Raw genomic sequence first — 23,549 nt, 5'->3', positions numbered from 1 at the left:
TCCGAATGCGGGAGAAGATGATCAGGCGGCCCGGAGACGCTCTTGGAGGACACGCCCGTCGAGCATGTTGACGACCCGGCTGGCGTAGTCGGCATGGGCGGGCGAGTGAGTGACCATCACGATCGTCGAACCTGCCGCGTTCAGCGTCTGGAGCATACGCATCACCTCCTCGCCATGGTTGGTGTCGAGGTTGCCCGTCGGCTCGTCCGCGAGGATCAGCTTGGGTTCGGCGACAAGGGCGCGGGCAACCGCGACGCGCTGCTGCTGGCCACCCGATAGCTGGCTCGGGCGATGGCGGGCTCTGTGCGCGATGCCGACACGGTCCATAACTTCGTCGGTCCGACGCTTGCGTTCCGCGGCGGGCACATCGTGGTACAGAAGTGCGAGCTCCACATTCTCACGCACCGTCAGCTCGTCGACCAGATTAAAGCTTTGGAAGATGAACCCGATGCTCGCCTTGCGAACCGTGGCAAGCTTCGCTTCCGGCAGGTCCGCCACTTCCTGGCCGGCGAACATGTACGATCCGCTGCTGGGCAGGTCGAGCATTCCCATCAGGTTCAGGAGCGTCGACTTGCCGCACCCCGACGGGCCCATGATCGCGACGAACTCGCCGTCGCCGATGTCCAGGTCGATCGCGTCGAGCGCGGTCGTTTCCACCATGTCGGTACGATAAACGCGAGAGAGCGCGCGCATGTGAAGCATGGTCAATCCTTTGCGATGGAAAGGTCGAGCCGGTCCTTGTCGGCGAAACCGGTATAGGGGGAGGTGACGACGCGCTCGCCGGCATCCAGCCCGTCGAGCACTTCGATCGCGGCATCGTTGCGGCGGCCGAGGCGTACGGACCGCTTCACCGCAGAGGTGCCATCCGGCGAGACGACGAACACGAACGCGCCGCCCGTCTCGTTGTAAAAGGCGCCGTTGGGGATGATGCGCGCTGGGGCCGGATCGCCCAGAACCAGCTTGGCCTGAAGCGTCTGGCCGCGCTGGATGTCGGACGGTTCCGCGGCCGTAAACTGAAAGTCGACCTGGAACTGGCCGTTCTGCACCTGCGGGTAGATCTTGGTGACCTTCGCCGCAAAGCTTCTTCCGTTCCAGTCGACGGACGCCTTCTGGCCGAGCTGAACGCGGCCGAGATAGAATTCGTCAATGCCCGCCATCAACTTGTTGCGGCCCGGGCTGTCGACCTGGCCGATCCGCTGGCCACGTGACAGGGACTCGCCCACCTGAAGATTGAAGCCGGACAATTGCCCCGGGACAGGTGCGCGTAGCTTCAAGGCGTCGAGATTGTCGCGTGCGATCGCGAGGCCGGACTGCATCGAGCCCATGGAGGCGCGTTGCTGCGCCAATTGGCTCGACTGAAGCCGCTCGTCGTTCGCCTGGCCGCGGCGGAGCGCGGCGAGGCGGTCCTGTTCATATCGGAGCTGCGCGGTGGTGTCGGCAAACTGCCTGCCGGTCACAAAGCCGCGGTTCGCCAGCGGCGCCTCGCGATTGAATTGAAGTCGCGTTTTCTGGAGCGCGAGCCCGGCTTCCAGAATCGCCCGTTCATTGGTGAGCCGTGTCTGCGACAGCGCCAGCTCCTGCGAGCGCATATTGTTGATCTGCTGCTCGACTTCTGTCTGCCGCGCTAGTGTGGAAAGCTGCAATTCCGCATTGGACAACTCTACGATGGGCTGACCCTTGGCCAGCATGGCGCCGTCCTCGACCAGGATCTTCTCGACACGACCGCCCTCGATCGCATCGAGATAAACCGTGAGTAGCGGCGTTACGCGAGCGCGCAGCGGGATGAAGTCCTCGAACGTGCCGTTGTGCACCGTTGAAATGGTCAGCCGGTCGCTGGAGATCGTCTGTGAGCCCTGGCGTGGGGCATAGGTCCAGAAAAGCGCAAGCAGGACCGCAAGGAGGGCGCTTCCGGCAATCCAGGGCACCGCACGCGGCCAGCGGCGCGCTTGTACCACCCGATCCATATCGCTGCCGCTTACGGGGCGGACGGACGGGTCGGCCCCTTGTCGCAGGGACTGCACGGTCACTGTGCCAGCCCCAGTGCCGCGATTACCTGTCCGGTATTGAACAACACTGTTCGGTTCCGGACAGGCGCAGCCGCCATCCCGACCGAAACGCGGACCTGCGCGACTTCCACGCTGAAGTACCAGTCCCGCGTCGGCATAAGCGGAGACCGCACTGTCAGGCAGCAAGCAAGCACCGTGATGAGCAGCAGCACGGCACGGCGTGTCGAGCGGCGTTCCATCCTGGACCTCGTAACATGATGTTCCATGTGCAGGTCGTTGCAGCGAGCGTGCCAATCTGCGTGGCGCGACGTATTTTCCTTCGTTGCGGCTCTGGCACGATTGTTGATTGTTCGCTTCCGCACGGTGGCTGTACGGATCCGATCAGATGACGAAGGGGGCGGAGTTCGAACTAGCGGTCGTCGTTGATGACGATGACGACATCCTTGTGGCCGCGCGGCTGTTGCTTCGCGGCCTGTTCCGCGAGATCGTGACTTTGTCTCGGCCTGAGGAAGCCGTTGCGCTGTTGGCGGATCGGCATCCGGATGTGATGCTGCTCGACGCGAATTTCGCTCGCGGCGCGACTGACGCGGCGGAAGGCTTGGCGTTGCTCGGTAGGCTGCTGGCGGCGGACCCGCAGCTGATCGTCGTCATGATCACGGCTCATGCGGGTGTTAATGTCGCGGTGGAGGCGATGAAGCGGGGCGCGACCGACTTCGTGTCGAAGCCTTGGAGCAACGACCGGCTGCTCAGCACGGTGCGGACCGCCGCGGCGCTCAGCCGCTCGCGGCGGACCGCAACGCCGGCCCTGGCCGATGTCGGCCGCAGCGCCCCGGGGGAAACCCCACTGATCGGCAGCGCACCTGCGATGGCTCGAGTTCACTCGCTGATCGCGCGGGCAGGGCCAACCGATGCGAACGTGCTGGTGCTGGGCGAGAATGGAACCGGCAAGGAACTGGTGGCGCGCGATCTCCACCGTCATTCCTTGCGGGGCGAAAAGCCCATGATCAGCGTCGACCTGGGCGCAATCTCCACCGAGTTGATCGACTCCGAGCTGTTCGGGCACGTGAAGGGTGCCTTTACCGACGCGCGCGCGGATCGGATCGGCCGCATCCAGGCAGCGGACGGCGGAACGCTGTTCCTGGACGAGATCGGAAACCTGCCGCTGGCGCTGCAACCCAAGCTGCTCACCGCTTTGGAACAGCGGGTGGTGACGCCGGTTGGCGCGAACCGGGCTGTCCCCGTCGACATCCGGGTCATCGCCGCGACCAACATGACGCCAGAAATGCTACGCGATCCCCGGTTTTTTCGGCAGGATCTGCTCTTCCGGCTCAACACAGTAGAGATTGATCTGCCGGCGCTGCGCGAGCGGCGGGGGGACATACCGGCGCTGGTCGACCACTACCTCGCGCTCTACGCCAACCGGTACAAGCGCGACATACCAGGGCTGACCCCCGACGCGTTGGATGCCCTGGTGGCGCATGACTGGCCTGGCAACGTCCGCGCGCTCCGCCATGCTATCGAGCGGGCCGTGATCCTGGCGGGGGCTGGGTCGCTGACACGGGAGGATTTTGCGCTGGCGCCTGCGGTGCGGCACTTCGCGTCCGAAGCGGTGGTGGACGGGCGCGCGGAGGACCTGAACCTCGACCGGGTCGAGCGCCGACTGGTGGAGGAGGCCTTGCGAAAGCACGGCTACAATATTTCGGCAGCCGCTGGCGAACTCGGGCTGTCGCGTGCCGCGTTATACCGGCGGATGGAGAAGCATGGGCTTTGAACGGCGCTTTGCCTGGGGTCTGGCGGGTTGGACCGGTGGGCTCGCGGCAGCGTTGGTGGCTTTGTCGCTGGCGGCGACCAGTGGGCGAATGGGCGCAGCGACACTGCTGGCCGCGCTGGCGGTCGGCGGCATCGCCGTCGGCCTCGTCCAGCATGTCAGGCGGACAAACATCATGCTGGCGCGGTTCATGGAGGGCTTGCGATACCGCGATTTCGTGATGCGGTTCGACCACCGCGGCGGGAGTGGCTTTGCGAGGCTGGGCGACGCACTGAACGGCGCCATGCGCGACCTGCAGGCCGAGCGAGTGAGAATCACCGAGGAGCTTCGGTTTTGCGAGGCGCTGATCGACGATCTTCCCGTGGCGCTGTTGACGGTCGACGGGTCGCATTTGGTTTCGCTGGCCAACAAGGCTGCGCGCCAACTGTTCAACCGTCACGACGGCGTCGGTGTCGCCGACTTTCGCGTCTATGGCGATGCGCTGCTCGCTTGCCTGTCGCGGAGCGGCCCGTCGGCACAGGAGATCGTGCCGCTGCATCTACCCGGCGGGACGCAGCGCGCGATCGTGCGCTCAGGGGTGGTGGCTCGGTTGGGCGACCCGGTGCAAGTCCTGGCGGTCGAGCCGGTGCAGGGTGCGCTCGACGCCGCGGAAGTTGGAACGCAGACCGATCTGGTGCGCGTGCTCACCCATGAGATCCTCAACTCCCTGACGCCGGTGACCTCGCTTGCGGGGACGACAGCGGTGCTGCTGGGCGAGGAGGAACCTGATCTGGACGAGGCGCGGCTTGCCGTTATGACCCTGGCGCGTAGGGCAGAAGGGATGCGTCGTTTCATCGACAGCTACCGCCTGGTCGCGCGATTGCCCGAGCCGCGCCCACGCCGTTTCGCCGCTGCCCCCTTCGCAGCCGAACTGGAGCGCCTTTTCCAGGTTGAGTGGATCGACCACGCGCTGGAAGTGGCAAAAGACCCGGCAATGGTCGTGATCGCAGACCCCGACCTGCTCGCTCAGATGCTGATCAACCTGCTGCGCAACGCGGCGCAGGCAACGCAGGACCTCGACCACCCGCAGGTTCGCCTGTCCATGCGTGACGACCAGTTGGCTGGGCCGGTAATCACGGTCGAGGACAATGGGCCGGGCGTGCCCGCCGCCGCACGGCACGACGTGTTTCTACCCTTCTTCACGACCAGAACTGCCGGCACCGGCATCGGCCTAAACATCGCGCGCCAGATTGCCGTTGCGCATGGCTGGCGTATTGAAATTGGCGAGAGTGAGCTTGGTGGTGCAGCGATGCGTATCTTTCTGACGCCCGTCGCGGGCGGGGTAACGGCCAGTGGGGCAATGCCTTAGTGGGGTGAGGTCCAGTGCCCGTCACTCCCGCAGCGGGAAGCAGGTTCCCGGATAGCCTTTGTCGCTGCCGGGGAGAGGCATACAGCCTGCCTACGCCTGCCCGACCACATTGCCCCGCTTGACGACGCAGTATCGGACGTAGGATGCTGCATCTCGGCTTCGCGAACAAGATCGACGCTCTGAGTTGGGTCGTGGTCGTCGCTCTCGGCCTCAAGGTGGTGGCCACTGCACTCGTGTTGTTCGTCGACCAAGGCGCTCATGACCGACCTGGGAGGGAACGTTCCTGTGCTGGGTAACCAAGACGGCCCCGATAGTGCTGGTGCCGTGCCTGGTTGGGATCGCGCAGCCCGAACACGACCAAACGCTCGCTCGAGTATTCGTCGCCTTCGGATTGTTCGTGTAATCCGCCGTGCCGTTGGCAGTTCGAGAGCGCCGGAGACGCATCAGGGGAGCCGCTAAGCCGGTTGAGGTATGATCGAAACAGAACGCCTTATCCTGACTAGGCCGACCCTCGCCGACTTCGAAGACTCGTTTGCGATGAACAGTGATCCCGGACTGGTCGAATTCATCGGCGGCAAGCCGGCCAGCCGGGAAGACGCCTGGAACAAGCTCCTACGCAACATCGGGCATTGGGCTTCATATTGTTACGGCATGTGCACCGTCCGGGAGAAGGCCGGCGGTGCCTTCGTCGGCGAAGTGGGACTGGCGCACTTTTCTCGCGGCTTTGGAGAGGCATTCGACCCATTTCCGGAAGCAGCATGGGTCTTGGCCCGCACCGCGCACGGGAACGGATACACGACGGAGGCGGCTGCCGCCGTCCACGCCTGGATGCATCAGAGCCAAAAGCCTCTGCGCACGGTGTGCATCATCCACCCCGACAACCGGGCTTCGATCCGGGTGGCAGAGAAACTGGGCTACATTGGTTTCGGCGCCGTTGATTATCGAGGCGCGTGCCTGACGATGTTCGAGCGCAAGTAGCACGCTTCCGGCACGCCATTGCTGGCTATCAGGCATGACGGGGTCGAGATAATCCTCCATCGCCACCCCGCGTCTGAGGCGCTAGTACGTTTGCCGCCTTTGCGCCGGCCAAAACTACGCTGGCCGGCCCAGACCTTCATTGGCGTAGCCTATATGAGTTGCCACACGGCATAGCCGCTCAGCAGCACCGACGCGGCCGCTGACATGCCGAACAGTAAATACGCTATATAGTCCAGCACCGGCGGATTTGGCCGTCGCATCCGCTCGTTCCGCGACGCGCCCGAAAGCACGAAGCTCGCCAACAGCCCATAGGTAAACACCACGACCCCAACCATCGTCCGCTCGATCCCTCATCTGCCAGTGCGGGCAGCCCCCCGGCTCTCCGCTAATTCGTCTAAAACATAGGTTTGCTCGGCTAGTAAATGGTTAAGACGGGACTCTATCCTGGCGCGCGACCGGTCTACCGATCCGCTCAAAAGGGAGCTAGCCGGAGGTCCAGGCTAGGCGATGGGGCGCACCCTGCCAGGGTTGGGCACCCTGCCTGCACGCCGTCTCGAACCGCAGCCGCCCAAAGCAGGGGAAAGGCGCAGGCGATGCCAATCCGGCAGACAGGCTGAGGGGCACCGCCGACGCGGATTTCGCGAGCCGGAGCGTCAGGGCAATCAGGGCCGCTCCCGCCTTTGCCCGAAGAGTCGCGGCGTGGCGAGCATGCCAGCCACAGCGCCGCCTCAACGCGGCCCAGCATGGTGCGGCTCTTGAGCGTCTGGAAAAGCTCAAAGCTGATACAGGCCACAAGCCGCGCGATGCGGAAACGCTGTTCCGGGCGGGGCGAGCCAGCTTCCTTCCTGTCCCTGACGCGCAGGGCACGCAGGTCGGCACTGAGCTAAGCCTGGCCGCTGCCGAGAGCAGGATGGCGCCCGACATGTTCCTTTCGGAGTGCCCCTTCGCGGAGTCGGTCACTGCTATCGCGATAAATCACGGGGCTTGAAGCAGGGCAGCCTAAAGTCCCAGGGCGACGAAGTCGTACGCACCACGCGTAACTTGCTGGGCTGGCTGCCCGCCTAGCCTGATGATCCCGTCAAGCCAAACGACCGTTCAGGCCTCTGGAGCAATGGTGACGCGAAGACCGTCCAGCCTGTCCTCGAACTGGATTTGGCATGCCAGCCGCGATGTTGGCACCCGGGCGGTGAGTCCGTCGAGCAGATCCTCTTCATCGTCACTAGCCGGTGACAAGAACGCGGCCTGTGATGAATCGACGACGACGTGACATGTGGCGCATGACAGGCACCCACCGCACGCGGCCAGCAGTTCATCGACCCCACCCTCGCGGACGATCTCCATCACTGAAAGGCCGGAGGTGGCGGCCAAATCATATGTGTCGCCTTCGCGCGTGGTCACGATCAAACTGGCCATGGTCGTTCCTGTATATGTCCGGACGGCATCTGTGCTGAAGTCGCGGAGACGTTCGGTGGATGATGGTGGGCGTGTCGTTGACTGCGTTGACGATGCGAGCGAACTTCGCCGGATCGGGGGCGCTACATTTCCATCAAGCTGAGCCACCCATGATGGCTCAGCATTGATCGGCAGCGGTGACACTTTCTCAACCCGGTCAATAATGGACTCTGAACTCGACGCCCACGCGCCGGGGCGTCAGCACACCACGTGAATAATAGCGCTCGACCACGTCCGTGCGGACCTGATTGAACGAAGAAACGTCATTGCTGATGGCTGTGACAGCATATTTGTCGGTGAGATTGTCTGCGAACAGCCCGATTTCGAAGTCTTTGGCGATGTAGTTGATCGACGCGCTATGTGTCACATAGCCCTTGATTGCTTCTCCGTTGCCGCGCAGGCCAACACGCGAGTAGATGTCGCCGCGATAGACAGTGGCCCAGATCGCCTCGATCTTACGGTCCTGGCCTAATGAGTGTGTGTAGATGAGCCTGGCACTGCCGGAGTTCTTGGCCGACCCGGGCAGACGGTCCCCCGAAAAGGCGTCGTAGCGCACGCCTTGGCTCACCACCAAACCGGCGACGTCCTGCGTCAGGTGGGCATCGACATAGGAATAGGTGCCGATCAGCGTCAGGTTGGGAACTATCCGCACCGTGCCCTGCACATCGAAGCCCCTGGATACGGCGTCGGCACCATTGACGGTCACGCCGATTGCACCGTTCACCGTCTGGCTGGGCACCTGCACGCCCGTCCAGTTTACCTCAAAGCCATCAACGGTGAGTTGCAGCCGTTTGTCGAACAGGCTGGCGCGGACGCCAATCTCCTTGTTGCGCGTTCGATCCGGCCCGAACACCAGCTCGTTCGGAAGGGCGCAGAGGTTCTGCCCTGGTGGAAGCGGCTGAAGGCAAGGCACGACGCGGTTGACCCCGCCGACGCGATAGCCGGTCGAGTAGGTGAAATAGGCAAGCAGTCCATCACTGAACTTGTAGGATGTGTTCGCCTTCCACACGACGCCGTCTTTGGCGGTATCGCCGGTGCGAATTCGGCTCTCGGCGATGGTGGTTGAAGGGTAGGGCATGCGCGTCAGACCACCGCCGAACAGGGGCGTATCGGAACCACCGCGGACCTGCGCGTCATACTTGAAATAGCGTATTCCGCCCGTCACCTGCCACGCGTCGGTGAGGCGCAACGTGCCCTCGCCATAGGCTGCCTTTTCGACTGTCTTGCTCCGGATTTCGGAGATGTATTCGAGGTTATCGGGCCGCGGGATGTCGAAGTACTGGGCGAAGCCGGGCGTGTACTCGTTCCGGTTGCTGTTGAATTTAAGTCGATTGTAGAAGCCACCAATGATCCAGCTGAACGGTCCGCCATGGGAGGAAACAAGGCGTACCTCCTGGTTGAACTGCCTGTAACGCTGCTCGTTGTCGGCGTAGGACGAGAATTGCGGAAACGCCTCATAACCGTAATCAAGGTCGAGCAGCAGGTCAGTGTTGTCGTCGACGCTGGTGATATGCTGTTTGGTATAGGCGCTCGTGCTGACGAGTTGGGCAATGTTGCCGAGGTTGATGTTAAGCTCGGCCGAGAAGAGATCGGCCTTGCGCTTGACGGGCTCGAGATAACGCCAAGGGCCTTCATATCGGCCGGTCCCTAACACGCCGGCGCCGTTGGCCTGTTGCCCCCCGGTCTTGGTATCTTGGTGAGCGTAGGTGAGGAATGCCTTCAGGTCAGGGTTGTATTCGAGCAGCAGCTGATTGCGCGTGGTGAAGGTATGTTCATAGTTCACGTCTTCGCGCCGCTTGAAGTTTCGCGCGTAATCCACGTTCGTGCCGAACGAGCCGGTTGACGTTGCGGAGGCGCGCCCTGGCTGCGGGTCGGAAACACCCGGCTGCTGGAGCAGGTAATTGTAATCGATGAAGCCGGCGTTGTCGTAGTAGCCGGTGGCCGTGCGGAACGCGATATGATCCTGGACGAGCGGTAGGTTGATCGCCACATCGCCAACCGCTCCGAAGTCGTCAGAATGCGATTGCGCATAGCCGCGGCCATGGGCGTCAACCGAGATACGGTCAGTGTCGGGCCGGTTGGGAAGGTACCTGACCGCGCCTGCCAGCGTTCCAAGGCCATAAAGCGTGCCCTGCGGCCCCTGCAGAACCTCCACGCGGTCAATATCGATCAGCTTGAAATCGAGATACAGCGGAACCTCGCCGAGGTAGACGCCGACGGAGTTGCCGCTGTTCGCGCCCGACACGCTGGTATCACCCGAGGAGATACCGCGCAGGATGATGTTGCCGGTAGAAGCCGGTCCGGTATCCGCCACGGTAACGCCGGGCGTAAAAGCGGCGAGGGAGCGAATGTCGTCCAGACGCTGCGACTGGATGGTTTCAGCGGACACCGCGCTGATGTTGATCGGCGCGTCCTGAAGTGTAGTCCGTCGCCGGCTGCCGGTAACCACCACGTCGTTTGCCTCATTGAGGTCGGCCGTCGGCTTATCCTCGGTCGAGGCCGGGGGCGGGGTGGCTTCCTGTGCCAGCGCTGGGGCATCCACCACGCCGATCAGCGCGGTGGCGCACAGCAGACCTGCGCGTGAGAAACGTCCTGCCATTAAATCCCCCTTGGAAAACCTGAATTCCTGGCCTCTCCGCAAACCTTCGGCCGACGTCGACGCCTCGCTCGGGGCCGCTCGCTTGAAACAGATTGTGGATGTTGGCGGCCGACCGACATGGGGTATTTGACGTAAGGGCGGGCCGGGGCGGGCCTTTACGTCAAACGACGAATGCCGCGACGCACTGCCGAGGCTTATCCTTCCGCCATGGTATACCGTGCTTTACGTCTAGCGACCGCCTCACTTTCGGGCGCGGTGTTTTCGCTCGGGGCGCCAGCGTTGCCGGCACAGGCGGGGCAGCCGACAGCCGCAAGGCTGGTCGCCTGCGGCGCAGACAGCTGCCTGCGCCTGTCGGGGCATCGGAGCAGCCCGTCTGTTTCCGTGCAGGTGAACGGGCGCGACCTGCCCGTTGAGGGCGAGCGGGCCTGGCAGGTCACAGTGCCGCTCTCAACGGCGCGAACCTGGGCGATCGCCCATGGCTATTCAGTGATCCTGACCCTGGTCGATGCGCAGGCCGGGACAGGGCACTCCGTGGCAGTGGCCCTGCCGCCGGGCTCGCTCGGTACTCGGCTGGAACTGGCGTCGCTGATCGTTCGCGCGCACTGATCCGGATCGCCTCGAAATACCTGCCGCTTGTGATCACGCGTGGCAGGTCCTACATGGCTGCGACCCAATCGCCAGAGAGCGATGGGCGAGCAATGCAGGAGACGATGATGAAATTCGCTTTGGCAGCGTGTGCCGCCGTCCTTATCGCAACTCCAGCGCTTGCGGCGCCTGGCTCGGAACCGCTTTCGGCCGACAGCGCGGTACTGAGTCTACGCGGGCTTGATCTCACCAGCGTTGACGGTCAGCGGCGCCTCGCGATCCGGATGGAAAATGCGGCAAGCGCGGTCTGCGGTCGAGGGACGAGCACGATCCATCTGGCGCTGGACGCGCAGGCGCGTGAATGCCGCGCCGATGTAATGGCTGACATTCGGACGCGTGTCGCGTCGGCAACGGCAGCGCGGGATCCCGGATCGAATACTCAGCTTGCCATGCGTTGAGCGGGACAGAAGCCGTCTAGATCACTGCTGATCACAAGGCGGCTTCGTCAAATGGCGTATGGTCGCGAGGTCCGCCGGGTCTAGGCTTGTCCCTCGATGCGTTCCTTCCTGCAACGTGGCCTCCAACGGGCGGCCCCGATACATCGATCTGCCGCGCTGGTTGTGACGCTGCTCGCCCTTGCGGCGGCTCCCGGCGATGCCGGCCCGCATTTCGCCCCGTGGATCAACGGAGCCGCGCAGGAACCTGGAACGCAGGTACAGCGGATCGACGCGGGCACGTTCGTCATTCGCCAGTCGGTAAAGACGAATTTCGAGGCTCCGTTCCTCTACCTGCTGTTCGGCCGCGAACGGGCGCTTTTGATCGACAGCGGCGCTGGCGGACTGAGCATTCGTCCTACGATCGACCGCTTGATTGAGGACTGGCGGGCGCGGCACGGCAATCGTCCAATACACCTCGTTGTCGCGCACTCGCATGGACATGGCGATCATCATGCCGGTGATGGAGAGTTCCGCGGCCGTCCGGATACCGAGGTAGTCGGGCTGAAGCCGCAGGAGGTTGCAGCCTTTTTCGGGATCCAGGGCTGGCCCGGCGCCGTCAGCCATTACGATCTGGGAGGTCGCGTGCTCACCATCGTCCCTACGCCTGGTCATGAGCCCGCGCACATGATGGTCTATGATGCCCGAACCCGACTGATGTTCTCGGGTGACATGCTGTACCCGGGCCGGCTTTATGTGCCCCAAGACCGGTTCGAAGAGTTCCGCGCGAGCGCGGACCGGCTGGCGGCCTTCGCGAAAGGTCACCCGATCCGGGCGTTGCTGGGCGCCCATATCGAAATGACCACCACGGCAGGGCAGGATTACCCGATGAAGGCAGTGGCGCATCCGGGGGAGCACGGACTGGCACTCCCTCCGGCAGCAATTGAGGAACTGGACCAAGCTGTCACGATGGCGAAGATACCGCCGGAACTCGACCGGCATGCAGACTTCATTGTCTATCCGGTGGCGCCGAAGATCAACTAACTGCCGATACGGCCCGGCTTCTTCCACCATGACAGCGTATGGGCGTCATGAGCCGTGGTCCAAACACCTGCGCGCGTGTATCGAAGGGCGCCGCTGCCAGACGCCTTTCCCACGCGTGCCCTGATGGCGAGCGACTTGGGATCGATCACGACAAAGCTCTGGCCAGCGGTCGTGCGCAGCCAGATCTTGCCCCCGCCCGCATCGATGTCGCCATATTTCAGGGTCTCGTCTACCTTGACCCGGCCCGACACGGCGCCGGTGACGGGATCCACCCGGGCCACGGTTCCATCGCCTTGCTCCTGAACCCACACGGCGCCTTCGCCCGCGACGAGGAAGCCGGGCTCGCGTCCGAGCGCGGTTGTCTGGACTACGCTGTTCGTGCCTGGGTCGACCTTCTGTAGCGTCTGTCGGGTAGCACTGACCGCCCAGAGCGACCCCAAGCCAAAGGACAGAAAGCAAGTGCCAGGATCAACCCGGATCGAGGTTGCCACCTGATTGCGGGCCGGGTCGATCCGGGCGAGCATACCGGTGGCGTCGCTCGCCACCCAGACTGAACCAGCACCGGCGACCACGTTCAGTTCGCCCGCGGGATTAGCAATGCCTGTCGGGATGGCGGCAATGATCTTCGCCGTTTTCAGATCGATGCGGTTGAGCGTCCGCTGCTTGCAATCCGCGACCCATAAGGAACGGAAGGCGACCGCCATGGCGCCGCAGGGCCGGGTCATGGCAACTTCCGCACGCTTGCCGCTGCGGGACCAACGCTCCACGCGGCCAACATTGGTGGCCCAAACGGAATCGCCATCCACCGCGAGGAAATCCGCGAAGCCGGGCACGGTTTGCACCTGCTCGGCCGGAGCGGCCGCCATCGCAGGTGTGAGCGCAATGCAGCAGCCGAGCGCCGCAGCCGCCCATCCTCTCGCCCGCTCTGTCATTGCCAGAGCTTCCCTGCGCCGGTGTACAATCCATCGTTGCTTGCGTTGACCTGCCACACGATCACGAAGCGCCCTCGACACGTTCGTTTCTCTGGCGATTTGACTTCGGCCCAAAGGGTTCAAACACTGGCTGGCCCGGATAGTGGAACGGCGTCCGGCTCGACAGCGATGATCCGTCGTTGCTGTTCGTGCCGAACATGCGATCTAGCACAGTCAGAACCCTGTCCCTGATGGCCATCATCACTGGCAGCGCGGGCTTTTGGGCAGGCTCTCTCATGCTTTTCACCAGCTATGTCGGCGGCGAGAGGGCCGCCTGACCGAACGATAGGGTGAGCGGGCGATGGCAGCAGGTGGTCTAATGACGTACGCCTCGCGATGCTACTCCACCACGATCCCATGCCGGGTGAGGAAGTCGCGCGCGGGCGCCAGCGCTTCTGCATGACGGCGCCATCGCTCCACGGCGTCGCGGTATAAAGGGCGGCGGACTTGTGCGGCGCTTGGCGTCGAGACTGGGGCGGCATTGGCCTGGAAATCTAGGCACGCATCGGACCAGCTCAGCCCGCAATGGCCGAGTAACCGGCGTGTTTCCTCTTCCTGGTTCGCGACGAGGGACTCATAGCCAAGCTCGAGGACCCGGCCCGGCAATGCTTCCCTCCACAACCCCATCAGGCGGTCGAACCGCTGGAAATAGGCGGCGGTGTCGAGCAGGTCGTAGCTATAGTCATAATAGCGCGAGCTGATCGCGAACAAATTACGATAGTTTGCGAGGACGGTGTCGAGCGGATTGCGGCGGAGGCATACGATCCTGGCGTTCGGCAGCGCACGGGCGATCAGGCCAACGTAAAAGAAGTTGCCGGGAAATTTATCGACAAAACGAGGCTTCTTGCCGGGCACATGCGAGGCTGCGCGGGTGAGGTAGTCACGGCCGATGTTGCCGGGGTCAACATTCGCCGCTTCAAAGATCGTCTCGGGATCGAGCACGGTGCGGCTACGCGTTCCGGCGGCGGCCTTCACCGCCAAAGGCAAAGATTGAAGTTCGCCTGCGCTTTCCACCTCCGGGTGGGACGAGAGGATGCGGTCCACCAACGTGGTGCCGGTGCGTGGCATGCCCAGGACAAAGATCGGCGAAGCGGGCGACGGGTCCGATGCGACAGCCTCGGCAATTTGCGGCCAGCAGGACTCGACCGCGTCGAAGATCGCGGCATCATCCTCGAAGCGGTAGGGCAGGCTGGCGCGATGCTCCGCGTTGGTGTGGGCCAGCATGGCAAACGCGGCCGAGGAGTCGGCCAGATCGTCGAGCTCCTTGGCCAGCGCATAGCCAAGCAGAAGCCGGTCGCGCGGTAAGCGAGCCTGTTTGTGCGTGGCGGAGAGCCGTTCGACATGGTTGCTCTGTGGGGTTTGCTTGCGCAGGCCGGCCAGCAGATGATGCGCGCGAGCGTCCGCCGGCGACAGCTCGATCAGCGCCTCGAGTTGCTGCTCCGCCTCTTTCTGGCGCCCGACAAAGCTCAGCGCCGCCGCCTGATTATAGCGGAACGAGGTGTTTTCCGGTGCCAGGCGGACAGCTTCCGCGAAATGGGGGAGGGAGGCCGCATGGTTTCCAAGTCGCGCGTAAACGCAGCCCATCGTGTCCCGGCCCAGCGCATCTGCCGGCGGCGACACTTCGGCGGCGCTAAGGACCCTGGCAGCGTCTTCGTCCCGCCGTACCAGCGTGTACAGGCGAGCAAGCTGAGCGTGGTATTCGCCTTGCGCGTCAAGCTCCACCGCCTGCTCGATCATCTCGATGCCAGCCGTCACCTTGCCGAGCATGGCTGAGCAGAGACCCGCAAGAAAATGAGCTTCGGCAGAACGCGGCGCTTCGTTGCGCCAGCGTATGGCAGAGGCGACGGCGACGCCGATTTCACCGCGTGCGATCGCTGCGCGGATGGAAGGCCCGCGAGCAGGGGAAAATCGTATCTGATCCATCCGGCTTTTTCCGCCCTATCGCGTCAGGGTGGTGACCGCGATCGCCGTGGCCGATGCGCGATTTTCCACACCCATTTTCTCGAATATCTGCTCGAGATGCTTGTTCACTGTGCGCGGGCTAATCTGCAGAATTTCGCTTACCTCCCGGTTCTGCTTGCCGCGGCTGATCCACAACAAGACTTCCGCTTCGCGCGAAGTGAGTCCGTGCTGCGCGGCAAGGATGGTCTTCTCCTCTCCCTCATGCCGATCGGCCAGGCGGAACACCCATTGGCCGGCGGCTGTGCAACGCAGGAGGCTGGCTTCCAGGGTGCGCTCACCGGCGGCAACGGTGGTTCGCGCGCCAGGCGCCGGTGCACTCGCCTGAAGCTCTCGGACGGAACTTAGAAACGGCTCGGGCAAGGTGCCCGAGGCGGAGGACCAACCGGGAAACAGGCGTTCGAGCATCCCGCCGGCCGCTGGGGTCAACCAGTGCGGCTCGCCCGCAGCATCCACGGCCAGCGCTGGTCGGCCGCTCATGTCGAGCGCGAGTTGGCTTCCATGGGCGACCCGAGCCGTGGCGAGATGTACGCGTATGCGTGCCAGCAACTCATCAATGACGATCGGTTTGTTCACGAAATCGATCCCGCCGACATTAAGGCCGCGGACCACATGCTCAGTTTCGGTTAGCCCGGTCATGAAGATGATCGGGAGGTGCTGGAATGCGGGATCGCCTTTGATCCGCCGGGTCGTCTCGAAGCCGTCGAGGTGGGGCATGACCGCGTCCATCAAGATGAGGTCCGGAGTCACGCTTTTCAGTAAGTCCAGGGCCGCCATGCCGTCGATCGCGATCAACACGCTCATGCCTGCGCCTTCAAGCGTGCTCGTCAGGAACCGCAGCGCTTCGGGTGTGTCGTCGACGACCAGGATAACCGGCCGGGGCGCGTCCACGATGCTATTCCGCTGCGTCATCGATCGTTTTCAGCAGGGAGCGCAGGTCGAAACTGTCGAGGTGACGGCGCAGCGACGACACCAAAGGGCCCGCGGTGGGGACCCTATCCTGAAGATCGTCCAACGCGCTCTCGATACCGCGAACATGGCCAATGTTGACGAGCGCACGAAGTCTCTCGATCAAGGGGGCCGCCTCTGCTGGCAAGGCGATATGTTCCGGCGCACAGTCTTCCGTCACTTCCGGCTCCGCCTCGTTCCAATATAGGTCCAGCTGGGTACCAATCAAAGCGACTAGCGTGTCGTGCTCGACCGGCTTCGTGACAAAGGCGTCGTGGCTGCTGCGCCCGTCTCCACCAGCACGAAACTCATGCGCGTCTGCCGACACCATGATGATGCGCAGCGCCGCGCCATGGTCTTTCCGGAGGCGGGCCGCGACCTCCCAACCGTTGATGCCGGGCATCTGAATGTCGAGCAGAACCATGTCGGCCGGATTGCTCGCTGCGAGCGCAATGCCTTCCGCCCCGTTTGTCGCCATCCGAACGATGAAACCGAGAGCACTCAACAGCGACTCCAGAATGGCGCGTTGGGCGGGATCATCGTCGATCACCAGCACGGTGCGTCGTGTTCCGCGGTAACCGGTTATGCGTGAACCCTGGTTCACTGATCTTGTCGGAACGACTGGGGCGGAGAGCATTGTCCTGAACCGGAACTCGCTACCCGCGCCGGGAGTGCTGGTAACGGTTATGTCACCGCCCAGAACGCGCGCAAGGACCCGCGTGATGGCAAGCCCAAGGCCGATTCCGGGCTGAACCTGTGCCTCTGTCGAGCTGCCTCGATCGAACGGCTCGAAGATGCGCTCGAGATCGTCCAGAGCGATGCCGATCCCGGTATCAGCGACCCTGATGTCGGCGACTTGGCTGCGATAGCCGACCGTGATCGACACTTGTCCAGCCTGAGTGTACTTGATTGCGTTGCTGACCAGGTTGATCAGGATCTGCCGCAGGCGTCTTTCGTCCGTCCTCACCTGATCAGGCAGCCTGTCCTTTAGAACAAGAGTCAGAGTCAGGCCTTTTGCTGCAGCCTGCATGCGGAACATGTCAACGATGTGCTCGAGCAGGCCGCGAATATCGACGAGATCTGACCGGATCGTCAGCACGCCGCTCTCGATGCGCGAGATTTCCAGCAGCCCCTCGACCAAGTTTGTAACATGCTCGGCAGAGCGGCGGATGATGGTTCCCGCCTCGGCGCCTGAGATGCCGTGGTCGCGCTCCAGCAACTGCGCATAGCCATAGATCACGTTCAGCGGCGATCGGATCTCATGGCTGACCGCGACGAGGTAGCGGGTCTTGGCCTCGTTTGCCGCCTCGGCTGCCACCTTGTCCCGCTGGAGCTCTGCAAAGGCTTGCACAGATGGCTCGTCCGCGGTCCCGGCCCACTCGGCCGCGGATCGATCTGGTTGCTCAAACCTGTTGTCCGGGCGTACCGTGGTCATTAGCCCCCCGGACGCGAGAGCGTGTCGATGTAGGCGCGCCATCCGCCAAGGTCTGTGATGTCCGTCGCGCCGTCGATTGCGCGCGGTTCAGCAACGAAACCCTTCACAACCGTTCCGTCAGCCAGCGTCACCGATCCGATCGCAAGGGGTGCTGATACCTCGACCACGAAACTGCCGAAGGCCGCCACGTCGAGTTCATATACTTCCACCGCGATCGCGCTACCCTCCGCCGAATGGATCAGCGCCGGTTTGGGCGGCGTTGAGTTCGCCATCGCATACAGCCGGTACGAGGGCGCGGTAGTGGTCGTGGCGATCAGGCGGGCATTACGCGAGGTCAGCTGCCGATGGAGCGGCATCCCCTCAAGGTGTGCGCCGACGACCGCGAGCTTTACGGTATCCATTGAGTCCTCGATGTGGAGTGGTGGGGGAGGGGGAAGGGCGGCGGCCGTGACATAGGCCTGCCCGGCATCCAGCAATGCGAGGTCGCTCCAGGCCGGCCCGATCAATGTGATGCCAAATCCGGTGCCATTGTCCCGCCATCCCGCAGGAACAGCCAGTGCCGCCATGTCCAGCAGGTTTACAAAGTTGGTATAAAGGCCGAGGTTGCTGTTGAGAGCGACAGGCGCGGCCCGCATCTCTGCAATGCGGTAGATGGTCGGCGCCGTTGGCAGCGCGAGCAGGTCGATGTCCCGCCACATCGCCTCGGCAAGGCGCTGCAACTCGGCGAGCCGATACTGCCCCCGGAACACGTCGACGCCGCTGACCTTGCGCCCGTCTTCCATGATGGCGCGGACCGTAGGGTCGATCGCCTCAGGTCGCTCATCGAGCAGCGGCAGGGCGGCGGCGGTGCGTTCCGCCACCCACGGGCCGCCGTAAAGCAGCATCGCGGCCTCGCGTAGCGGCTCCATGTCGATTTCGATCAGGTCGGCACCATCCGCCGCCAGCCTGATCAGCGCCTGTTCGTAAAGCCGCTCTGCCGCGGCATCACCAAGGAAGAGGCGCTGGCCGGGCATCGGCACCCCGATCCGGGTAGCGACGAGCGGACGGTCCTCGCCGGAACGCGAATAAGGATCGGCGGCATCGAAGCCGGCGACCGCAGCGTCCACAGCGCGTGCGTCGGTGGTGCTGTGGGTCAGGACGGTGATGCAATCGAGCGTGCGGCAGGCAGGCACCAATCCGGACGTGCTCCAGCGGCCCTTGGTGGGCTTGAAGCCGACAAGCCCGTTGAAGGCGGCGGGCACCCGCCCGGACCCGGCCGTATCGGTTCCCAGCGAGAACGCGACCAGTCCGGCGGCCACAGCCACCGCGGAACCGGAACTGGAGCCGCCGCTTACATAGGCTCGGTTGAACACACAGGCAGGGGCGCCATAGGGACTGCGCGTCCCGTTGAGTCCCGTCGCGAACTGGTCGAGATTGGTCTTACCCATTGCGATCGCGCCCGCCGCGATCAACCGGGCGACCACCTGTGCAGAGGTATTGGGGACGTAGGCGAAGTCCGGACAGGCCGCCGTGGTCGGCACGCCCGCCAGATCGATGTTGTCCTTGATCGCGAACGGCACGCCGGCAAGCGGGAGCACCTCGCCGGCGGCGAGCCGGGCGTCGACCTGAGCCGCCGCCGCCAGAACGGCGTCCTCCGCCAGCCGAGTAATCCAGACGGCTGGTTGGACGGCGGCGTATTCGTTGATCCGCGCCAGCGCCTCGCGCGCGACAGCGACCGCGCTGGTTTGCCCGGATGTAACGGCGGCGACGATGGCTTGGACGTTGAAAGGTGGGACCATCATGCGACCTCCACGGCCAGCATTGCGCCGCCCGGGGTAAGTGACTGCTTTTCCTGTACGTAGATTTCACGCACCGTACCGGAGACCGGGCTGATCACGGCCGACTCCATCTTCATCGCTTCAATGATCGCGATGGTGTCACCCGCAGTCACGCTCCCGCCGTCCGTAACGAGCAGCTTCCATAAGCTGCCGCCGAACGGCGCCTCCACCAGTTCGCAACCTTCGGGAAGGTCGATTTCGCGAACGTCCTCGCCGCCATCCGCTTCCTGGTTCAGCGCCGCGACCCGGTCGAACTCGCCGTCCCGTTCCCAGGCCGCACGCTCATCGTCAAAGGCGGCCTGACGCTGTGCCTGGAAGGCGGAAATCGACTCAGCATTCTCGGCCAGGAAGGCCCGGTATTCCGACAGCCGAAATACGTCTTCTTCGATGCGGATCTGGCGTCGCCCCAGCGGGAAGTCGCGCCGCCAGTCGGTCAGCTCGTCATGGCTCACCGGGAAAAAGCGGACACGGTCGAAAAATCGGAGCAGCCATGGCTTTCCGTCGCGAAAAGCATCGGTCTGGCGCCACGTGTTCCACACCTGGATAGTGCGACCGAACAGCTGATATCCGCCCGGCCCCTCCATGCCGTAAATGCACATGTACGCGCCGCCGATGCCGACCACGTTTGGTGGAGTCCATGTGCGTGCCGGGTTGTACTTGGTGGTGACAAGGCGATGGCGCGGGTCGATCGGAGTCGCGACAGGCGCTCCCAGATAGACGTCGCCCAGTCCCATCACCAGGTAATCGGCGTGAAACACGATCCGCTGAACGTCGTCGATGCTGGCGAGCCCGTTTACGCGGCGGATGAACTCGATGTTGTCCGGGCACCAGGGCGCATCGTCGCGAACCGACTCCATGTACTTGTCGATGGTCTGGTAGATCGCCGGGTCTTTCCACGACAGCGGCAGGTGCACGACGCGCGAGGGGATCTCGAAATCATCAAGGCCGCCCAAACGCTCCTCGGCCGCTACCAGCGCGTTAATCAGGGCCGCCTGCTTCAGGCGCCGACTGTCGTAGTGGATCTGGAGCGAGCGGATCCCCGGGGTCACGTCTATCATTCCCGCGAGTTCAGTTTGCTCAATGTCCAGCATCAGCGCGTGGACGCGTATCCTGAGCTCGAGATCGAGCACGATCGGGCCGTACTCGACCAGCAGGTTACGGTCGCCTTGCTGGCGATAGGTGACCGCCGGGCGTACGCCCTGCGCAGGAATGGCATGCAGTATCGGCGAGCCAAGAGCGTCGCCTGTCACGGCCGTGGTCCGAGGCGTGCTCGACAGGGTAGCGACCAAGCGGTCCTGTGCCTGTTCGGCCGCGACTGCCGTTGTGTTGTCGATCGGTACAAAGCGTACGCTGTCGCCTGGTGCGAGCTGGCCGACCTTCCACAGATCTGCCTTAGCGACGACGAAGGGACACACGAAGCCGCCAAGCGAGGGACCATCCGGCCCAAGAATGATCGGCATGTCGCCAGTGAAATCCACCGCGCCGATCGCATAAGCGTTGTCGTGAATGTTGGACGGATGGAGGCCCGCTTCACCACCGTCCTTGCGTGCCCAGTGCGGCTTGGGGCCGAGCAGGCGAACTCCGGTACGGTTGGAGTTGTAGTGCACCTTCCACGCCGTCGCGCGCAGCATGGCGATATCGTCCGGGGTGAAGAAATCGGGTGCGCCGTGCGGCCCGTAAAGTACCGCCAGCGTCCATTCGCGCGTGATCTCCGGCCGAACGGCGGGAGCGAGTGAGGGCGCCTCAGTCTTCGCCGCAATGATGCCGACGAGGTGCAATGTGTCGCCCGTCATCACCGCGCGCCCGGCATGACCGCCGAACTCCCCGAGGGTGAAAGCGCTGCGGCTGCCAAGGAACAAAGGAACGTCCAGCCCGCCCGCAACTAGGATATAGCCGCGCATACCAGCACCGGTGACGCGCCCGACCTTAAGCGTCTGGCCCGCTGCAATATCGACGATCTCGTAACAGCCGACCGGTTTTCCATCCAGGGTGGCGCCGAAGTCTGCGCCGGTCAGGCAGATCCGGGCCGCGGCGTTGAACAGCAGCGTCGGACCGGCTGCGGTGATTTCCAGCCCCGCCGCGTAGTCCGCGTTGCCGAGCAGCCGGTTACCGAGCCGAAAGGCGAGCGGGTCCATTGGTCCCGAGGGGGGCACCCCGACGCTCCAGAGACGCAGCCGACCTGGATAGTCCTGGACAGTGGTCGAGGCGCCACCCGCAAGGACCCGGATCGTTCGTGGTGAGTAGGCGATGTCGGCAAGCGCGCGGGTGGAGACTTCGCCGCTGGTGAACGGTGCCGAGCGCACCACCGTTCGCAGCCAGTCGAGGTTGGTTTCAATGCCGGCAAGGGTGGTTCGGTCGAGCGCGTCCTGCATTGCGGCCACCGCTTCCTCGCGGGACGGGGCGGTCACGATCAGCTTGGCGAGCATCGGATCGTACCAAGCGGAGACATCGGTGCCCGCCGCGATCCAGCTGTCCACGCGGGCGCCTCCCGGAAAGGACACGCCGACCAGACGACCCGAGCTGGGGCGGTAGTCCTGTGCCGGGTCCTCCGCGTAGAGGCGCACCTGTATCGACGCTCCCTTCGGCGCAGCGGCGAAGCCGTCGAGGAAGCTGAAATCCCCGGCCCCGGCGCGTACCATCCATTCGACCAAGTCGACGCCAGTGACCTGCTCCGTAACGCCATGCTCGACCTGGAGCCGGGTGTTAACCTCAAGGAAGAAGAAGTCGTCGCGCTCGGCGTCGTAGAGGAATTCGACCGTGCCGGCGGAACGGTAGGCTGCCGCCGAGGTGAGCCGGACGGCGGCGTCGATCAGGGCGGCCCGCGTGGTGGCGGGCAGCAGCGGGGCAGGGGTCTCCTCTACCACCTTCTGGTTGCGCCGTTGAAGGGAGCAATCGCGTTCGCCAAGTGCCACGACATGACCCGAGCCGTCGCCGAAGACCTGCACTTCGATATGGCGGGCGCGTGCGACGTAGCGCTCCAGGAACACGCCGCCATCCCCGAAGTTACCCGCGCCCAGACGAGCGACCGTGGCGAAACCTTCGCGAATGTCAGCCTCGTCGGCGCAGACCTTCATGCCGATGCCGCCGCCGCCTGCCGTTGCTTTCAGGATCACCGGATAGCCGATCTGCGCGGCCGCCTCGATCGCGGCGACCTCGTCATGCAACAGGTCGGTGCCGGGCGCGAGCGGTACGCCTTGTGCCGCGGCAAGCTCGCGCGCGGTGTGTTTCAGGCCGAAAGCGCGAATGTTGTCCGGGGTTGGACCGATGAAGACGATGCCGCGCGCTGCGCATGCCTCCGCAAAGCCCGTGTTCTCGGAAAGAAAGCCGTAGCCCGGATGGATCGCCTCAGCGCCGGTCGCTTCGGCCGCCGCCAGGATCGCATCGACGTTGAGGTAGCTCTCGCCAGCTGGAGCAGGACCGATGCGGACCGCTTCGTCGGCCTGTGCCACATGGGCCGACCCGGCGTCGGCGTCACTGAACACCGCAACCGAGCCGACGCCCATCGCCTTCAGAGTGCGGATGATGCGGCAGGCGATCGCACCGCGGTTTGCGATCAGGACCTTGGTGAACATCAACCAGCGACCTGCATTCGGACCGGCGTCGGGTTGAAGCCGTTGCACGGATTGTTGATCTGCGGGCAGTTGGAGACGACGACGATCACGTCCATCTCGGCGCGCAAGTCCACGGTCAGGCCGGGAGCGGAGATGCCGTCAACGATGCCCAGCGTTCCGTCCGCTTCAACCGGCACGTTCATGAAGAAGTTGATGTTGGACACCATGTCACGCTTGCCGCGACCGGCGCGAGCATTAGCATCAAGGAAGTTGTCGACGCAGCTGTGCTGCGCCTTTGTATGATGGCCGTAGCGGAGCGTGTTGGACTCGCACGAACAGGCGCCGCCAATCGTGTCGTGATAGGCGACACTGGTGCCGGTGATGGTCATCATCGGCCGGCCCTCATTGGACAGCAGCACTGCCCCGTCCCTGAGGAAGATATTTCGCTGGGCGGCTATCGTGTCCTGAGCGCTGTAGCGCTCGGCATCGTCGGCGGCCGCGTACATCAGGAAGTCCACAGCTTGATTACCTTCCAGATCGATGATGCGCAGTGTCTCGCCGGCCTCGATGCGATGCATCCAGGGCGCGCGCGCAGGCACGATCTCGTCGTGACGGATAGTACCGGGAAGGGGATGTTCGGTGCTCATGTCGATC

At 63.9% G+C, this 23,549-nt stretch carries 19 protein-coding genes; 6 read left to right on the top strand and 13 right to left on the bottom strand.

What is annotated here, in order from left to right:
* Positions 1 to 21: 21 nt before the first annotated feature.
* Genes FHS94_RS03230 through FHS94_RS03220 form a run of 3 tightly spaced genes read right to left on the bottom strand, consistent with a single transcriptional unit; the run spans position 22 to position 2,245 of the window.
* Positions 22 to 702: an ABC transporter ATP-binding protein gene (locus tag FHS94_RS03230; RefSeq protein ID WP_184054625.1), complete on the bottom strand. Its 681-nt coding sequence runs from the start codon at positions 700 to 702 to the stop codon at positions 22 to 24.
* Between the two features lie 2 nt (positions 703 to 704).
* Positions 705 to 2,027 carry an efflux RND transporter periplasmic adaptor subunit gene (locus FHS94_RS03225; RefSeq protein ID WP_343055138.1) on the bottom strand — a complete coding sequence of 441 codons (1,323 nt, stop codon included), beginning with the start codon at positions 2,025 to 2,027 and terminating at the stop codon, positions 705 to 707.
* Positions 2,024 to 2,245 (bottom strand): hypothetical protein, encoded by a 222-nt coding sequence (locus tag FHS94_RS03220; protein WP_184054623.1) that lies wholly within the window; start codon positions 2,243 to 2,245, stop codon positions 2,024 to 2,026. Before FHS94_RS03220 ends, FHS94_RS03225 begins: the two co-directional genes overlap by 4 nt.
* 146 nt (positions 2,246 to 2,391) lie before the next feature.
* On the opposite strand from FHS94_RS03220, the gene FHS94_RS03215 reads away from it, so the two are divergent.
* From FHS94_RS03215 to FHS94_RS03205, 3 genes are all read left to right on the top strand, one after another.
* The gene (locus FHS94_RS03215; protein WP_184054621.1) at positions 2,392 to 3,777 is read left to right on the top strand and encodes a sigma-54-dependent transcriptional regulator; all 1,386 of its coding nucleotides are present in this window, start codon (positions 2,392 to 2,394) and stop codon (positions 3,775 to 3,777) included.
* Positions 3,767 to 5,122 (top strand): sensor histidine kinase, encoded by a 1,356-nt coding sequence (locus FHS94_RS03210; protein WP_184054619.1) that lies wholly within the window; start codon positions 3,767 to 3,769, stop codon positions 5,120 to 5,122. Before FHS94_RS03215 ends, FHS94_RS03210 begins: the two co-directional genes overlap by 11 nt.
* A 471-nt stretch (positions 5,123 to 5,593) precedes the next feature.
* Positions 5,594 to 6,100 (top strand): GNAT family N-acetyltransferase, encoded by a 507-nt coding sequence (locus FHS94_RS03205; RefSeq protein WP_184054617.1) that lies wholly within the window; start codon positions 5,594 to 5,596, stop codon positions 6,098 to 6,100.
* Between the two features lie 149 nt (positions 6,101 to 6,249).
* On the opposite strand, the gene FHS94_RS03200 is transcribed toward FHS94_RS03205, so the two are convergent.
* From FHS94_RS03200 to FHS94_RS03190, 3 genes are all read right to left on the bottom strand, one after another.
* Positions 6,250 to 6,435: a hypothetical protein gene (locus FHS94_RS03200; RefSeq protein WP_184054615.1), complete on the bottom strand. Its 186-nt coding sequence runs from the start codon at positions 6,433 to 6,435 to the stop codon at positions 6,250 to 6,252.
* Between the two features lie 760 nt (positions 6,436 to 7,195).
* Positions 7,196 to 7,513, bottom strand: a complete 318-nt coding sequence (locus FHS94_RS03195; RefSeq protein WP_184054613.1) for a 2Fe-2S iron-sulfur cluster-binding protein — start codon at positions 7,511 to 7,513, stop codon at positions 7,196 to 7,198.
* A gap of 196 nt (positions 7,514 to 7,709) precedes the next feature.
* Positions 7,710 to 10,151 carry a TonB-dependent receptor gene (locus tag FHS94_RS03190; protein WP_184054611.1) on the bottom strand — a complete coding sequence of 814 codons (2,442 nt, stop codon included), beginning with the start codon at positions 10,149 to 10,151 and terminating at the stop codon, positions 7,710 to 7,712.
* A 207-nt stretch (positions 10,152 to 10,358) separates the two neighbouring features.
* Between FHS94_RS03190 and FHS94_RS03185 the strand changes: the two genes are divergently transcribed.
* From FHS94_RS03185 to FHS94_RS03175, 3 genes are all read left to right on the top strand, one after another.
* The gene (locus tag FHS94_RS03185) at positions 10,359 to 10,757 is read left to right on the top strand and encodes a hypothetical protein (RefSeq protein ID WP_221234520.1); all 399 of its coding nucleotides are present in this window, start codon (positions 10,359 to 10,361) and stop codon (positions 10,755 to 10,757) included.
* A 107-nt stretch (positions 10,758 to 10,864) separates the two neighbouring features.
* Complete coding sequence (locus tag FHS94_RS03180) at positions 10,865 to 11,194, top strand: UrcA family protein (protein ID WP_184054607.1); 330 nt, start codon at positions 10,865 to 10,867, stop codon at positions 11,192 to 11,194.
* Positions 11,195 to 11,290: 96 nt separating this feature from the next.
* The gene (locus FHS94_RS03175) at positions 11,291 to 12,214 is read left to right on the top strand and encodes an MBL fold metallo-hydrolase (RefSeq protein WP_184054605.1); all 924 of its coding nucleotides are present in this window, start codon (positions 11,291 to 11,293) and stop codon (positions 12,212 to 12,214) included.
* Here the strand turns inward: FHS94_RS03175 and FHS94_RS03170 are convergent.
* The 7 genes from FHS94_RS03170 to FHS94_RS03140 all read right to left on the bottom strand — a co-directional run bounded on the left by FHS94_RS03170 (position 12,211) and on the right by FHS94_RS03140 (position 23,542).
* Entirely contained in the window at positions 12,211 to 13,080 is an 870-nt protein-coding gene (locus FHS94_RS03170; RefSeq protein WP_246348333.1) for a Vgb family protein, read from the bottom strand. The genes FHS94_RS03175 and FHS94_RS03170 overlap by 4 nt on opposite strands.
* Positions 13,081 to 13,524: 444 nt before the next feature.
* Positions 13,525 to 15,108: a tetratricopeptide repeat-containing sulfotransferase family protein gene (locus FHS94_RS03165; RefSeq protein WP_184054601.1), complete on the bottom strand. Its 1,584-nt coding sequence runs from the start codon at positions 15,106 to 15,108 to the stop codon at positions 13,525 to 13,527.
* Between the two features lie 15 nt (positions 15,109 to 15,123).
* Positions 15,124 to 16,056 carry a response regulator transcription factor gene (locus tag FHS94_RS03160; protein ID WP_184054598.1) on the bottom strand — a complete coding sequence of 311 codons (933 nt, stop codon included), beginning with the start codon at positions 16,054 to 16,056 and terminating at the stop codon, positions 15,124 to 15,126.
* The gene (locus tag FHS94_RS03155; protein ID WP_343055136.1) at positions 16,040 to 17,443 is read right to left on the bottom strand and encodes an ATP-binding response regulator; all 1,404 of its coding nucleotides are present in this window, start codon (positions 17,441 to 17,443) and stop codon (positions 16,040 to 16,042) included. Before FHS94_RS03155 ends, FHS94_RS03160 begins: the two co-directional genes overlap by 17 nt.
* Positions 17,444 to 17,526: 83 nt before the next feature.
* The gene (atzF, locus tag FHS94_RS03150; RefSeq protein ID WP_184055260.1) at positions 17,527 to 19,305 is read right to left on the bottom strand and encodes an allophanate hydrolase; all 1,779 of its coding nucleotides are present in this window, start codon (positions 19,303 to 19,305) and stop codon (positions 17,527 to 17,529) included.
* The gene (uca, locus tag FHS94_RS03145) at positions 19,305 to 22,916 is read right to left on the bottom strand and encodes an urea carboxylase (RefSeq protein WP_184054594.1); all 3,612 of its coding nucleotides are present in this window, start codon (positions 22,914 to 22,916) and stop codon (positions 19,305 to 19,307) included. The genes atzF and uca overlap by 1 nt, the downstream gene beginning before the upstream one ends.
* On the bottom strand, positions 22,916 to 23,542 hold the full coding sequence (locus FHS94_RS03140; RefSeq protein WP_184054592.1) for an urea amidolyase associated protein UAAP2: 627 nt from the start codon (positions 23,540 to 23,542) through the stop codon (positions 22,916 to 22,918). The genes uca and FHS94_RS03140 overlap by 1 nt, the downstream gene beginning before the upstream one ends.
* Positions 23,543 to 23,549: the final 7 nt, after the last annotated feature.

It is taken from the genome of Sphingomonas aerophila, assembly GCF_014199305.1.
Classification (GTDB): domain Bacteria; phylum Pseudomonadota; class Alphaproteobacteria; order Sphingomonadales; family Sphingomonadaceae; genus Sphingomonas; species Sphingomonas aerophila.
This window is presented reverse-complemented; position numbering and strand designations above follow the sequence as displayed.

What these genes read in the sequence shown, in the direction of transcription:
- FHS94_RS03230 (WP_184054625.1), bottom strand. Translation starts at nt 702, where the DNA reads ATGCTTCACATGCGCGCGCTCTCTCGCGTTTATCGTACCGACATGGTG.
- FHS94_RS03220 (WP_184054623.1), bottom strand. Translation starts at nt 2,245, where the DNA reads ATGGAACGCCGCTCGACACGCCGTGCCGTGCTGCTGCTCATCACGGTG.
- FHS94_RS03215 (WP_184054621.1), top strand. Translation starts at nt 2,392, where the DNA reads ATGACGAAGGGGGCGGAGTTCGAACTAGCGGTCGTCGTTGATGACGAT.
- FHS94_RS03210 (WP_184054619.1), top strand. Translation starts at nt 3,767, where the DNA reads ATGGGCTTTGAACGGCGCTTTGCCTGGGGTCTGGCGGGTTGGACCGGT.
- FHS94_RS03205 (WP_184054617.1), top strand. Translation starts at nt 5,594, where the DNA reads ATGATCGAAACAGAACGCCTTATCCTGACTAGGCCGACCCTCGCCGAC.
- FHS94_RS03200 (WP_184054615.1), bottom strand. Translation starts at nt 6,435, where the DNA reads ATGGTTGGGGTCGTGGTGTTTACCTATGGGCTGTTGGCGAGCTTCGTG.
- FHS94_RS03195 (WP_184054613.1), bottom strand. Translation starts at nt 7,513, where the DNA reads ATGGCCAGTTTGATCGTGACCACGCGCGAAGGCGACACATATGATTTG.
- FHS94_RS03190 (WP_184054611.1), bottom strand. Translation starts at nt 10,151, where the DNA reads ATGGCAGGACGTTTCTCACGCGCAGGTCTGCTGTGCGCCACCGCGCTG.
- FHS94_RS03185 (WP_221234520.1), top strand. Translation starts at nt 10,359, where the DNA reads ATGGTATACCGTGCTTTACGTCTAGCGACCGCCTCACTTTCGGGCGCG.
- FHS94_RS03180 (WP_184054607.1), top strand. Translation starts at nt 10,865, where the DNA reads ATGAAATTCGCTTTGGCAGCGTGTGCCGCCGTCCTTATCGCAACTCCA.
- FHS94_RS03175 (WP_184054605.1), top strand. Translation starts at nt 11,291, where the DNA reads ATGCGTTCCTTCCTGCAACGTGGCCTCCAACGGGCGGCCCCGATACAT.
- FHS94_RS03170 (WP_246348333.1), bottom strand. Translation starts at nt 13,080, where the DNA reads ATGGCGGCCGCTCCGGCCGAGCAGGTGCAAACCGTGCCCGGCTTCGCG.
- FHS94_RS03165 (WP_184054601.1), bottom strand. Translation starts at nt 15,108, where the DNA reads ATGGATCAGATACGATTTTCCCCTGCTCGCGGGCCTTCCATCCGCGCA.
- FHS94_RS03160 (WP_184054598.1), bottom strand. Translation starts at nt 16,056, where the DNA reads ATGACGCAGCGGAATAGCATCGTGGACGCGCCCCGGCCGGTTATCCTG.
- atzF (WP_184055260.1), bottom strand. Translation starts at nt 19,305, where the DNA reads ATGGTCCCACCTTTCAACGTCCAAGCCATCGTCGCCGCCGTTACATCC.
- uca (WP_184054594.1), bottom strand. Translation starts at nt 22,916, where the DNA reads ATGTTCACCAAGGTCCTGATCGCAAACCGCGGTGCGATCGCCTGCCGC.
- FHS94_RS03140 (WP_184054592.1), bottom strand. Translation starts at nt 23,542, where the DNA reads ATGAGCACCGAACATCCCCTTCCCGGTACTATCCGTCACGACGAGATC.